This window comes from Nocardioides sp. WG-D5 (genome assembly GCF_054031175.1).
The window spans coordinates 1,692,402-1,705,439 of sequence record NZ_CM132928.1 but is presented as its reverse complement, the minus strand read 5'-3'; the positions used below and the strand labels follow the sequence as shown (position 1 = coordinate 1,705,439).

Genomic DNA, 13,038 nt, shown 5'->3' with positions numbered 1-13,038 from the left:
GAAGTCCATGGAAGGCGCCCGCCCCGTCCGCTCACCCCGCGGCACCGAGCTGACCGCGCGCAGCTGGTCGACCGAGGCCCCGCTGCGGATGCTCATGAACAACCTGGATCCGGAGAACGCCGAGCGTCCCGACGATCTGGTGGTCTATGGCGGAACCGGCAAGGCAGCCCGCAGCTGGGAGGCGTACGACGCACTCGTCCGCACCCTGACGACCCTGGGTGACGACGAGACCATGCTGGTGCAGTCCGGCAAGCCGGTCGGCGTCATGCGCACGCACGAATGGGCACCGCGCGTGCTGATCGCCAACTCCAACCTGGTCGGAGACTGGGCGAACTGGGAGGAGTTCCGCCGGCTCGAGGATCTCGGGCTCACGATGTACGGCCAGATGACCGCGGGCTCGTGGATCTACATCGGCACCCAGGGCATCCTGCAGGGCACGTTCGAGACCTTCGCGGCCGTTGCCGACAAGCGCTTCGGAGGCACGCTCGCGGGCACCATCACGCTGACCGCCGGCCTCGGCGGCATGGGCGGCGCCCAGCCGCTCGCCGTCACCATGAACGACGGCGTCGCGATCTGTGTCGACGTGGACCAGAGCCGCATCACCCGCCGCATCGAGCACCGCTACCTCGACGTTCAGGCCGACAACCTGGAGCACGCCCTCGAGCTCGCGGTCGCGGCACGTGACGAGCGACGAGCTCTCTCCATCGGCCTGCTCGGCAACGCCGCCGAGGTCTTCCCGCGGCTGCTCGAGATGAAGGCGCCGATCGACATCGTCACCGACCAGACCTCGGCCCACGACCCGCTGTCCTACCTGCCGGTGGGCGTCGCCTTCGAGGACTGGCACGCCGCCGCCGAGCGTGACCCCGAGGGCTTCACCAAGGACGCCCAGGCCTCGATGGCCGCGCACGTACGCGCGATGGTGGAGTTCCAGGACGCCGGCGCCGAGGTCTTCGACTACGGCAACTCGATCCGCGACGAGGCGCGCAAGGGCGGCTACGAGCGGGCCTTCGAGTTCCCGGGCTTCGTGCCGGCCTACATCCGGCCGCTCTTCTGCGAGGGCAAGGGCCCCTTCCGGTGGGCAGCGCTGTCCGGCGACCCCGAGGACATCCGCAAGACCGACGAGGCGATCCTGAAGCTCTTCCCCGAGAACGAGCGGCTGCACAAGTGGATCACCATGGCGCAGGAGCGGGTGCACTTCCAGGGTCTCCCGGCGCGCATCTGCTGGCTGGGCTACGGCGAGCGCCACCTGGCCGGCCTGAAGTTCAACGAGATGGTCGCCAGCGGCGAGCTGTCCGCGCCGATCGTGATCGGCCGCGACCACCTCGACTGCGGCTCGGTCGCCTCGCCGTACCGCGAGACCGAGGCGATGAAGGACGGCTCCGACGCGATCGCCGACTGGGCCCTGCTCAACGCCCTGGTCAACACCGCCTCGGGCGCCTCCTGGGTCTCGATCCACCACGGCGGCGGCGTCGGCATGGGCCGGTCGATCCACGCCGGTCAGGTCTGCGTCGCCGACGGCACGGACCTGGCGGCGCAGAAGCTCGAGCGGGTCCTGACCAACGACCCCGGGATGGGCGTGATCCGCCACGTCGACGCGGGCTACGACGAGGCCGTCACCGTCGCCGACGAGCGCGGGGTGCGCATCCCCATGCGGGAGCAGGCGTGACGGCGTACCTCGCCGAGCACGCCTGGCTCGGCGGCGAGAAGGTCGACGTCGACGTCCTCATCGAGGTGGACGGCGACCGGATCCGCGCCGTCACCCCGGGCGTCACCGGCTCGGCAGCCCCCGCAGGCGCGACGCGTCTGCGGGGGCTCACCCTCCCCGGTCTGGCGAACGCGCACTCGCACGCCTTCCACCGAGCGCTGCGCGGCCGCACCCACCGGGGCGGCGGCACCTTCTGGACCTGGCGCGAGGACATGTACGCCGTCGCCGGACGGCTCACCCCGGACTCCTACTTCGCGCTGGCCCGGGCGACGTACGCCGAGATGGCGTTGGCCGGGATCACCACGGTGGGGGAGTTCCACTACCTCCACCACGCTCCCGACGGAGGTCCGTACGCCGAGGCGAACGCCATGGGCGAGGCACTGATCGCGGCGGCCGCCGAGGCCGGCATCCGGATCACGCTGCTCGACGCCTGCTACCTGACCGGTGCTCCGGGTCAGCCCCTCGAGGGCACCCAGCTGCGCTTCGGGGACGGCGATGCGGATGCCTGGGCGGACCGCGTCTCGGCGCTGTCCGGCTCGGGCCACGCCCGGATCGGTGCCGCGATCCACTCCGTCCGTGCCGTGCCCGCCGACCAGCTCGCCACGGTGGCCGGCTGGGCCACCGAGCAGGGTGCGCCGCTCCACTTCCACCTCTCCGAGCAGCGGGCCGAGAACCAGGCCTGCCAGGAGCGCTACGGGTGCACGCCCACCGAGCTGCTCGCCCGCCACGGGGCGCTCGGCGAGCTCTCCTCGGCGGTGCACGCGACGCACCTGACATTTGCGGACATCGCCGCGCTCGGCGACTCCCGCACGACGGTCTGCATGACCCCGACCACCGAGCGCGACCTCGCGGACGGCATCGGGCCCGCTCGCAACCTGGCCGACGCCGGCTCACCGGTCTCGCTCGGCAGCGACAGCAACGCCGTCATCGACCTGCTGGAGGAGACCCGGGCACTCGAGCTCGACGAGCGGCTGCGTACCGAACGGCGCGGCCACTGGTCCGCGAGCGACCTCCTGCGTGCGGCGACCGTCGACGGGCATGCCTCACTGGGCTGGTCGGAGGTCGGCCGGATCGCGCCGGGGGGACTGGCCGACCTGACGACGATCTCGCTCGACTCCGTGCGCCTCGCCGGGTGGGAGACCGGGACGCTCCTCGAGTCGACCGTCTTCGCCAGTGCCGCGCAGGACGTCACCGACGTCATCGTCGGTGGCAACGAGGTCGTCCGCGATCGTCGACATCTGGCGGTCGGCGACGTGGCCGGTGCGCTCCACCGCGCGATCACCGGGATCTGAGGGTGGGGTTCGACGTCCGTCGCGCGGAGGAGCACGTCCGGCGCCCGTGGCGCAACGGCGGGGGCATGACCGCTGAGGTCGCCGCGTGGCCCCCGGGCACGGATGCCGGGTCCGACTTCGCCTGGCGGGTCAGCTTCGCCGACGTCGCCGGATCGGGTGACTTCTCCACGTTCCCCGGCGTGGACCGGGTGATCACGCTGATCGACGGACCGCCGATGACGCTCGAGCTGCCGGGGGAGACGACGGTGCTGCGGCCGTTCGTGCCGTACGCCTTCGACGGCGAGGTGCCGGTGCGGTGCACGGTGACGGCGCCCACCCGCGACCTCAACGTGATGACCCGGCGCGGGCAGGCGAGCGCCACGGTCGAGATGCGGGATGTGGGCAGGGGTGACGAGCCTCTGCCCCCGGGTTCTCCGTTGCTCGTGGTGGGCCTCACGGGTGCGGTGCGCGCCCGTGAGGGCGACCACTCGGCCACGCTCGGCCCGGGCGACGTGCTCATCACCGACCGGCCCGTGACCCTCGAGGGTGCCGGAGCGGTCGCGATCGTCCGCATCGCGGCGCCACCGTCTGAGATCCGAGACTGAATCCGGTTGACGACGCGTGCGCCACGGGTGGCCCGACGCGTTGAATTGAGCCCACGAAACCCAAGGAGCTCACCATGTCGCGCGGTAAACCTCACGTACTCATCGACGGCACCTCACTCGGCCGTGACGAGATCCTTCTGGTCGCTCGCGGCGGCGCATCGGTCCAGCTCGACCCGGCCGCTCGCGAACGGGCGCAGAAGTCGTGGGAGACGGCGGAGGCCGTCGCCCGCAGGCGTCACGTCTACGGGCGCACCACCGGTGTGGGCGCCAACCGGCAGGAGGAGGTCGGCGGCGACGCAGCGCTGGGACACGGGCTCCGGTTGCTCCGCAGCCATGCGGGCGGGGTCGGCTTCGAGCTGGCCGCCGACGTGGTCCGCGCCACCATGGTCATCCGGCTCAACCAGCTGGCCGCAGGTGGGTCCGGGGTCCACGTACGCGTCCTGGACGCTCTCGAGCATGCTCTCGACCTGGGCGCTCTGCCGAGGGTGCACAGACTCGGTGCGATCGGCACCGGCGACCTGACCGTCCTCGCCGAGATCGCGCTCACCCTCGCCGGTGAGCGTCCGTGGGCGGTCGGCGAGGCGCCACCGGTTGCGCTCGACACCGGGGACGCGCTCGCGTTCATGAGCAGCAACGCCGCGACGCTGGCCGAATCGGTCATCGCCTGCGCCGACCTGCAGACCCTCCTGCGCGCCAGCCACACCGTCGCCGCCCTCTCGTTCCTGGCGATGGGTGGCTCGGCCGAGGCCTATGCCGCGGTCGTGCACGAGGCACGACCGCACCCGGGCCAGCAGCAGTGCGCCGCCGAGATGCGCCGGTTGCTCGGGCTGACCGGACCTCCGGTGGCCGGCCGCCGGATCCAGGATCCGTTCGGCCTGCGGGCGTTCCCGCAGGTGCAGGGACCGGCGCTGGACAGCCTGGCTCAGCTCGAGCAGGTCCTCTCCGTCGAGGTCAACGCGCGAGCCGAGAACCCTCTCATCTCGGTGGAGTCCGACGACGTGTTCCACCACGCGCACTTCCACACCGCGTACGTCGCGGTGGCGCTGGACCAGGCCCGCGCCTCCGTCCACCAGGTGGCCGAGCTGTCCGCCGCCCGCCTCGGTGACCTGGTCGAGCCGACCATGACGGGTCTGACACCGTTCCTCGCCTCGGGGCCGGCGGGGAGCTCCGGCGTGATGATCCTGGAGTACGTAGCCCACGACGCCCTCGCCCAGATGCGGCACGCCGCCCTGCCGGTGACGATGGGCACCGCGGTCGTCTCCCGCGGGCTGGAGGATCACGCGAGCTTCTCGACGCAGGCCGCCCGGCAGGCCATCGTGGTGGTCGAGGCGTACCGCCATGTGCTCGCCTGCGAGCTCGTGGCCGCCGTGCGGGCGCTTCGCGTCCAACAGCCGGAGCTGGGCGACATCCCCGCCCGAGCCGCGTTGGAGCGAGCCGCCCACGTCCTGGACCCGAGTCTGGAGGACCGGTCGCTCGGCACCGACCTCGATCGCGCCGCCGATCTGCTCGACGAGCTGGCCGCGCTCTGAGCCGGTCGGTCAAGTCTCGGATCCCAGACAGTACCGCGCTGCGGCCCATATCCCTGGCGGACCCCCGAGGGGTGCACTGGGACCCGCACCACATTTCGATGACCCAGCAGTGGAGGTGAGTGCCGGATGATCCGGTTCGACTCAGTGAGCAAGGAATACCCCGACGGCACCGTCGCCGTGGGTGGCCTGGAGATGACCGCCCCGACCGGCAAGATCACGGTGCTCGTCGGCCCCTCGGGCTGTGGCAAGACGACGTCGCTGCGGATGATCAACCGGATGATCGAGCCGACGAGCGGACGGATCTGGATCGACGACCGCGACACCACCACGATGGATGCGGCCGAGCTGCGGCGAGGGATCGGCTACGTGATCCAGCAGGCGGGTCTGTTCCCGCACCGCACGGTCGCCGCGAACATCGCGACCGTCCCGATGCTGCTCGGCTGGGACAGGAAGAAGGCGCGTGCCCGCGCGCTGGAGCTGCTGGAACGCGTCGGTCTGCCCACCTCTTTCGCCGATCGCTACCCCAATCAGCTCTCCGGCGGTCAGCAGCAGCGCGTCGGCGTGGCCCGGGCGCTGGCCGCCGACCCGCCCGTCATGTTGATGGACGAGCCGTTCAGCGCGGTCGACCCCGTCGTACGCGACCAGTTGCAGGACGAGTTCCTCCGGCTCCAGGGCGACCTGGGCAAGACCATCGTGTTCGTCACCCACGACATCGACGAGGCGATCAAGCTGGGTGACCAGGTCGCCGTGCTCCGGGTCGGCGGCAAGCTCGCCCAGATCGCCGAGCCCGCGACGCTCCTGGCGCACCCCGTCGACGACTTCGTCGCCGACTTCGTGGGCCGCGACCGGGGATACCGCGGGCTCGGCTTCCAGAAGGCCCCGACGCTGCCGCTCTCGGCGGAGACGACGGCGAGCCTCGGTGACAGCGCGGAGCAGGTGCGGGCCGCCGCCGGGACCGAGCCGTGGACCCTGGTCGTCGACGACGCCCGGCGTCCGCTGGGCTGGGTCGACGCCGAGCAGATCGCCGGCACGGTCTCCACCGAGGCGCTGCACCGCGGAGGCACCGTTGCCTCCACGAACGGGACCCTGCGCAACCTGCTCGACGCCGCGCTGTCCTCGCCGGCGGGACGCGGCGTGGTCGTGGACGAGGACGGTACGTTCGCCGGCACCGTCCTGGCCCACCAGGTGCTCGACGCCATCGAGGGCGAGCGGGCCGCGGCGCTCGACGCCCGGCCGGCCGGGAGCGCGGCACGATGAGCTGGTTCGTCGAACACCTCCCTGCGGTCCTCGCCCTCACCTGGAGGCACGTCTACCTGGCCGGCGTCCCGCTCCTGCTCGGGCTGCTCGTCGCGGTTCCCCTGGGGTGGCTGGCGCGGCGCTACCGGGTCCTGTACCCGCTGCTGATCGCCGGGACCGGTCTCCTCTACACGATCCCGTCGCTCGCCCTGTTCATCCTGATGCCGCTGTTCATCGGCACCAAGATCCTCGACCCGGTCAACGTGGTCCTCGCGATGACGATCTACACCGTGGCGCTGCTGGTGCGTACGGTGGCGGACGGTCTGGGTGCAGTGCCGGACTCGGTCAACCAGGCGGCGACGGCGATGGGCTTCGGGCGGGTACGCCGGCTGTTCATGGTCGAGCTCCCGCTGGCCGTCCCGGTCATCTCCGCAGGCCTCCGGGTCGCCGCGGTGAGCAACGTCAGCATCGTCAGCGTCGCGGCGATCATCGGCGTACCCCAGCTGGGGTCGCTCTTCACCGACGGCTTCCGCCGCAACTTCATGGAGCCGATCCTCGTGGGCGTCGTCGCGTGCGTCCTGCTGGCGCTCGTGTTCGACCTCCTGATCATCGCCGGAACCCGGCTCATCACCCCGTGGCAGCGCACGAGGAGGGCCGCTTGATGAACCTCGTCCTCACCTGGTTGACAGACCCCGCCCGCTGGTCGGGCGACGACGGTGTCCCGAACCGCATCCTCGAGCACCTGAGCTACTCGGCCGTCGCCCTGGTGATCGCCGCGATCGTCGCGATCCCGCTCGGTCTGTACGTCGGTCACACCGGACGCGGGAAGTTCCTGGTCGTGAACGTCGCCGGCGCCGCCCGCGCCATCCCGAGCCTGGGTCTGCTGTTCATCATGGTCCTTCTCCTCGGCCCCCGGCTCTCCGGCGACGCGGCCTTCGTGGTCCCGTGCCTGGTCGTGCTGGCCGTGCTGGCCGTCCCGCCGATCCTGGCCGGTGCGTACGCAGGTGTCGAAGAGGTCGACGCCGGCGCCCGGGATGCCGCGAAGGGCATGGGGATGCGAGACCTCCAGGTGCTCCTCAAGGTCGAGCTGCCGTGCGCGCTACCCCTCATCTTCTCGGGCCTGCGCTCGGCCACGCTCCAGGTCGTCGCGACCGCGACGATCGCCGCGACGGCCGGCCTCGGCGGGCTCGGGCGGCTTCTGATCGACGGCCTCGCCGTACGCGACTTCGGCCAGATGGCCGCGGGAGCCGTGCTGGTGGCAGCACTCGCCCTCGTCGTCGATCTCATCTTCGCGCTGATCCAGCGCTACGCGGTGTCCTCGGGCCTGACGGGCCGTCGCACCGCTTCCCGACGATCGCGGCCGAGGGCGTCCGCTGATTCCACCCCCATCACCATCAGCTGACCCGAGAGGAACCGAACCCATGCACAGAACGAAGATCTACCTCGCCGTAGCGGCCTCGGCCGCACTGCTCGCCGGATGCGGCAGCGGTGACCCGCTGGCGACCGAGCCCGCCGGAGGCGGCGACGCGGACACCGTCACCGTCGGCTCCGCCGACTTCCCGGAGAGCGCCCTGATCGCCGAGATCTACGCGGGCGCGCTGGAGGCCAAGGGCGTCGAGGTCGACAAGACCCTGAACATCGGCAGCCGCGAGGCGTACGTCCCGGCCCTGCAGGACGGCTCGATCGACCTGATCCCCGAATACACCGGTGCGCTCCTGCACTACTTCGACGAGGACGCCACCGCCACCGACTCCGAGTCGGTCTACCAGGCTCTGACGGCCGCCGTACCGAAGGACCTGACGGTCCTGACGATGTCGTCGGCGGAGGACAAGGACGCCATCGCGGTCACGAAGGCGACGGCGGACAAGTACTCCCTCACGTCCATCGGCGACCTCGCCGCGGTCTCCGACGAGCTGGTCCTCGGCGGTCCGCCCGAGTGGAAGACACGCCGTCAGGGCGTCAAGGGCCTGGCCGACGTCTACGGGGTCGAGTTCGGCACCTTCCGCGCGCTCGACGCGGGCGGTCCGCTGACCGTCCAGGCCCTGAAGAACGGACAGGTCGACGCGGCGGACCTCTTCACCACCGACCCCTCGATCCAGGAGAACGGGTTCATCATGCTCGATGACCCGGAGAGCCTCTTCCCGGCGGAGAACGTCGTTCCCCTGATCGCCACCTCGAAGGTCGACGACACGGTCACCCAGGCGCTCGACGCGGTCTCGGCCGAGCTCGACACGCAGACGCTGGCGGCCCTGGTCAAGCAGGTCATCGTCGACAAGAAGGACGCCGAGGACGTGGCGAGCGAGTTCCTGTCCGAGCAGGGTCTGGCCTAGGTCTCCGGCACGCATCACAGAAGCGGCATCGCGGGTCATCGGGGCCTGCGATGCCGCTGTCTGCGTCGGTCGCTCTCGCGGGATGTCTGGGATACCGGACAGTTCACCCCGTCGGAACCCTTGCCTCGAACCCCGGATCCCGATGGACTCGGGTCATGACGTTCGAGCGCATGTGGGCCGACATCGCCCCGGTGGGCAGATCCGCCTCCTCCCAGGGCTACTTCCGTCAGCCGTACACCTCGGCCGAGATGGAGCTGCGCTCCTGGTTCGCCGAGGAGTGCGTACGCCGCGGGCTCGATCTCGAGCGTGACGGCAACGGCAACCTGGTCGCCTGGTGGGGGAGCGGCGACGACGCTGTGCTCACCGGATCGCACCTGGACAGCGTTCTCGACGGCGGGGCGTACGACGGACCGCTCGGGGTGGTCTCCTCCCTCGCCGCCGTCGACGTCCTGACGGAGCGAGGCTTCCACCCACGCCGACCGATCGCGATCGGCGTCTTCGCCGACGAGGAGGGGTCCCGCTACGGGCTCGGCTGCCTCGGCTCCCAGCTCGCGACCGGTCTGACGACGCCTGACCAGGCGCGGGCCCTGCGCGACCGCGGCGGACGACCGCTCGAGGAGGTCATGGCCGATGCCGGCCTCGAGCCGGCGCTGGGCCGATCGGCCTGGCTGGACCGGATCGGCTGCTACGTCGAGCTCCACGTCGAGCAGGGCCGCAACCTCGTCGACCGCGACGCCGCGGTCGGCGTCGCCAGCGGGATCTGGCCGCACGGTCGCTGGCGCTTCGACTTCGACGGCGAGGCCAACCATGCCGGTGCCACCCGCATGGAGGACCGGCGGGACCCGATGCTGACGTTCGCGATGACCGCGCTCGCGGCCGACGAGGAGGCCCGCCGCACCGGGCAGCGCGCCACCTTCGGCCGGATCGAGGCCACCCCCAACGGCACCAACGCGGTGCCCTCGCGCGTCGCCGCATGGCTCGACGCGCGCTGCGAGGACGAGGCGATGCTCGGCGACCTCGTGGCCACCCTCGAGAAGCGGGCCGGCGAGCGGGCCGGTCTCGACCGGACCCACGTCACCGTGACCGCCGAGTCGCTCTCGGCCGCCGTCGAGTTCGACCCCGACCTGGCGACCCGGATCGCCGCTCCCGGCGGCTGGCCGATCATCCCGACCCAGGCAGGGCACGACGCCGGCATCCTGTCGACCGCGGGCATCCCGACCGCGATGCTCTTCGTCCGCAATCCCACCGGCATCTCGCACTCGCCCGAGGAACGGGCCGAGATGGCCGACTGCCTCGCCGGCGTCGAGGCGCTCGCCGACACCCTCACGGAGCTGGCCCGATGAGCACGCTGGTCACCGGCATCGGCGAGCTCTTCGTCGGTGACGCCGCCGGAACGGTGATGGAGCAGGCCGCGTTCGTCGTCGAGGACGGCCGGGTGGCGTGGGTGGGGTCCGCCGCCGAGGCACCCGCCGCCGACGCGGCGTACGACCTCGGAGGGCGCGCCGTCATCCCCGGGTTCGTCGACTCCCACAGCCATCTCGTCTTCGCCGGCGACCGCTCGGCCGAGTTCGCCGCGCGCATGGCGGGGGAGAGCTACGCCGCCGGCGGCATCCGTACCACCGTCCGCGCGACCCGGGAGGCCAGCGATGCGCAGCTCACCGCCCACGTCGGCCGGCTCGTGACCGAGATGCAGCGGCAGGGCACCACCACCCTCGAGATCAAGAGCGGCTACGGGCTGAGCGTCGCCGACGAGGCGCGCTCCCTGGCGGTGGCGCGGCAGTTCACCGAGGAGACGACGTTCCTCGGCGCCCACGTCGTGCCGGAGGGGATCGGCGCGGAGGACTACGTCGCGCTGGTCACCGGCCCGATGCTCGAGGCCGCGCGGCCGCACGCCAGCTGGATCGACGCCTTCTGCGAGCGCGGTGCCTTCGACGTCGACCAGGCCCGGGCGGTGCTGGCCGCGGGGGCGGCCGTCGGCCTGAAGGGCCGGCTGCACGCCAACCAGCTCACCTACGGCGGCGGCGTCCAGCTGGCCTGCGAGCTCGGCCTGGTGGCGGTCGACCACTGCACCTATCTCAGCGACGCCGACGTCGACGCGCTCGCGCAGTCGGGCACCGTCGCGACCCTGCTGCCCGGCGTGGAGTTCTCGACCCGCCATCCGTACGTCGATGCCCGGCGCCTTATCGACGCCGGTGTCCGGGTCGCGCTGGCCTCGGACTGCAACCCGGGCTCCTGCTTCACCAGCTCGCTGCCGTTCTGCATCGCCCTCGCCGTACGCGACATGGGCATGACGCCGAGCGAGGCCGTGTCGGCCGCGACCGCGGGTGGTGCCGCGGCCCTCGGCCGGACCGACGTCGGACACCTGAGCATCGGAGCGGCCGCCGACTTCGCCGTCCTCGACGCACCGTCCCACGTGCACCTGGCCTACCGGCCCGGGGTGCCCCTGGTCGCGGAGACCTGGCGAGCCGGTCAGCGGCTCGACGGACGCTGACCGCTCAGTCGGACGACGTGCGACCGGTCTGGTTGGCGAACCGCTCGAGATAGCCGACGAGCATCTCGATGCCGTCGTCGATGACCCGCTGGTCGCCGGTGTAGCCCTCGCGGAAGGCCCACTCCAGCACCCGGTCGCCGATCTCGACCGCGAGCAGCCCGCGGGCCAGGTCCGCGTCCTCGGACAGCAGATCCGCCTCCGTCATCACAGCGAACAGTGCCTCGGCGATCCGCACGTTGTGCTCGCGGCAGAACTCGATGACGGCGGGACTGGTGCGTCCGCGGAAGTAGATCGCGACGAACTCCTTGCGCCGAGCGTAGACGTCGAGGAAGGCATGCATGGTCGTCGTGACGACGGAGCGGATGCTGAGCGTCTCGAGCGCGGCGACGGTCTCCGCGACATGTGCGTCCATCTCCTCGGTGTCGCGCTTCACCAGCGCGAGGATGATCTCCTCCTTGTCGGCGAAGTACTGATAGATCGAGGCCACGGGGACACCGGCAGCCTCCGAGATCCGGCGGGTGCTGAGGGCGTCGACGCCCTCCGACACGACCAGCTCGGCCGCCGCGTCCAGGATCTTCGCGACCCGTTCCCTGCTGCGCCGCTGTGCCGGCGCCCTCCGATCCGTCCGGCTCCCGGTGCTGGGGCTTGTGCTCGCTGCGGACATGCCACATAGTGTAACGAAAATATGACTCATGTTCAGGTTTGAGAGAGGCGTGGCATGTCGCACCAGGTCCCCACCACCTCCGCGGTCGCCGTCATCGGCGCCGGACCCGCCGGACTGGCCGCCGCCGCGGCGCTGCGCACAAGAGGCGTGGACGCCGTGGTGCTCGAGCGCGCCGACGACGTCGCCTCGAGCTGGCGGAATCATTACGACCGACTCCACCTGCACACGGTCCGATGGCTGTCCGGCCTGCCGGGGATGGCGATGCCGCGCTCGGAGGGCAGCTGGGTGTCGCGCGACGGCGTCGTCCGCTACCTCGAGGCGTACGCCGCGCACCACCGCCTCGACATCCGCACCGGGGTCACCGTCGAGCGGGTCGAGCGCAACGAGCGGGGCTGGGTGCTGCGCTCGCCGCAGGGCGACGTGCACGCCGACGCGGTGGTGGTGGCGACCGGCTACAACCACACCCCGGTGATGCCCGACGTGCCCGGCGTCGACGACTTCACCGGCGAGCTGCTCCACGCGAGTCGCTACCGCAACGGCAAGCCGTACGCGGGCAAGGACGTGCTGGTGGTCGGCCCGGGCAACACCGGAGCCGAGATCTCGGTCGACCTGACCGAGCACGGTGCGGACCGGGTGCGGCTGGCCGTGCGTACGCCGCCGCACATCCTGCGTCGCGCCGTCGGCCCGATCCCGACCCAGGCGACCAGCGTGCTGTTGCGCCGGGTGCCGACGGTGGTCGGTGACGCCCTGGCGGAGGTGACCCGCAAGCTGCAGGTGCCGGACCTGTCCGCGTACGGCCTGGCCGATCCGGGCAGGGGCGTGATCACCCGGGCGCGGCGCGGAGAGATCCCGATCCTCGACGTCGGCCTGGTCGACGCGGTCCTGGCGGGGAAGGTCGAACCCGTCGCCGCCCTCGCCGGCTTCGAGGGCGACAAGGTGCTGCTCGCCGACGGCACCGCGATCGTGCCGAACGCGGTCATCGTCGCCGCGGGCTACCGGCGTGGGCTCGAGCCGCTCGTCGGCCACCTGGGTGTGCTCGACGGGGCCGGCAACCCGGTCGTGTCCGGCACCGCGACCCCGGACGGCGCGCCGAACCTCCACTTCATCGGCTACTCCAACCCGATCAGCGGGATGTTCCGCGAGATCGCCATCGACGCCAAGCGCATCGCCAAGACGTTGAGCAAGCAGTTCACCGCCGTCTGAGATC

At 71.6% G+C, this 13,038-nt stretch carries 12 protein-coding genes; 11 read left to right on the top strand and 1 reads right to left on the bottom strand.

Annotation, left to right across the window (positions count from 1 at the left end):
* The first annotated feature begins 7 nt into the window (after positions 1 to 7).
* The 10 genes from hutU to hutI all read left to right on the top strand — a co-directional run bounded on the left by hutU (position 8) and on the right by hutI (position 11,167).
* Positions 8 to 1,666: a urocanate hydratase gene (hutU, locus tag ACWZJV_RS08250; protein WP_457181060.1), complete on the top strand. Its 1,659-nt coding sequence runs from the start codon at positions 8 to 10 to the stop codon at positions 1,664 to 1,666.
* Entirely contained in the window at positions 1,663 to 2,997 is a 1,335-nt protein-coding gene (locus ACWZJV_RS08245) for a formimidoylglutamate deiminase (protein ID WP_457181058.1), read from the top strand. The genes hutU and ACWZJV_RS08245 overlap by 4 nt, the downstream gene beginning before the upstream one ends.
* Positions 2,998 to 2,999: 2 nt before the next feature.
* Positions 3,000 to 3,581, top strand: coding sequence for a HutD/Ves family protein (locus ACWZJV_RS08240; RefSeq protein ID WP_457181056.1), 582 nt, complete (start codon positions 3,000 to 3,002; stop codon positions 3,579 to 3,581).
* 74 nt (positions 3,582 to 3,655) lie between these two features.
* A complete protein-coding gene (locus tag ACWZJV_RS08235) occupies positions 3,656 to 5,110 on the top strand; it encodes an aromatic amino acid ammonia-lyase (RefSeq protein ID WP_457181054.1) in 1,455 nt (484 codons plus the stop codon).
* Between the two features lie 126 nt (positions 5,111 to 5,236).
* On the top strand, positions 5,237 to 6,367 hold the full coding sequence (locus tag ACWZJV_RS08230; protein WP_196873013.1) for an ABC transporter ATP-binding protein: 1,131 nt from the start codon (positions 5,237 to 5,239) through the stop codon (positions 6,365 to 6,367).
* On the top strand, positions 6,364 to 7,008 hold the full coding sequence (locus tag ACWZJV_RS08225) for an ABC transporter permease (RefSeq protein WP_196873015.1): 645 nt from the start codon (positions 6,364 to 6,366) through the stop codon (positions 7,006 to 7,008). The genes ACWZJV_RS08230 and ACWZJV_RS08225 overlap by 4 nt, the downstream gene beginning before the upstream one ends.
* On the top strand, positions 7,008 to 7,748 hold the full coding sequence (locus tag ACWZJV_RS08220; RefSeq protein ID WP_457181051.1) for an ABC transporter permease: 741 nt from the start codon (positions 7,008 to 7,010) through the stop codon (positions 7,746 to 7,748). The genes ACWZJV_RS08225 and ACWZJV_RS08220 overlap by 1 nt, the downstream gene beginning before the upstream one ends.
* A gap of 19 nt (positions 7,749 to 7,767) precedes the next feature.
* Positions 7,768 to 8,676, top strand: coding sequence for an ABC transporter substrate-binding protein (locus ACWZJV_RS08215; protein ID WP_196873019.1), 909 nt, complete (start codon positions 7,768 to 7,770; stop codon positions 8,674 to 8,676).
* A 155-nt stretch (positions 8,677 to 8,831) separates the two neighbouring features.
* A complete protein-coding gene (locus ACWZJV_RS08210) occupies positions 8,832 to 10,019 on the top strand; it encodes an allantoate amidohydrolase (protein WP_196873021.1) in 1,188 nt (395 codons plus the stop codon).
* Positions 10,016 to 11,167 carry an imidazolonepropionase gene (gene hutI, locus ACWZJV_RS08205; RefSeq protein ID WP_457181048.1) on the top strand — a complete coding sequence of 384 codons (1,152 nt, stop codon included), beginning with the start codon at positions 10,016 to 10,018 and terminating at the stop codon, positions 11,165 to 11,167. The genes ACWZJV_RS08210 and hutI overlap by 4 nt, the downstream gene beginning before the upstream one ends.
* A 4-nt stretch (positions 11,168 to 11,171) precedes the next feature.
* Here hutI and ACWZJV_RS08200 read toward each other — a convergent pair whose 3' ends face one another.
* Positions 11,172 to 11,831, bottom strand: coding sequence for a TetR/AcrR family transcriptional regulator (locus tag ACWZJV_RS08200; protein ID WP_457181046.1), 660 nt, complete (start codon positions 11,829 to 11,831; stop codon positions 11,172 to 11,174).
* Between the two features lie 54 nt (positions 11,832 to 11,885).
* Between ACWZJV_RS08200 and ACWZJV_RS08195 the strand changes: the two genes are divergently transcribed.
* Positions 11,886 to 13,034, top strand: a complete 1,149-nt coding sequence (locus ACWZJV_RS08195; protein WP_457181044.1) for a flavin-containing monooxygenase — start codon at positions 11,886 to 11,888, stop codon at positions 13,032 to 13,034.
* Positions 13,035 to 13,038: the final 4 nt, after the last annotated feature.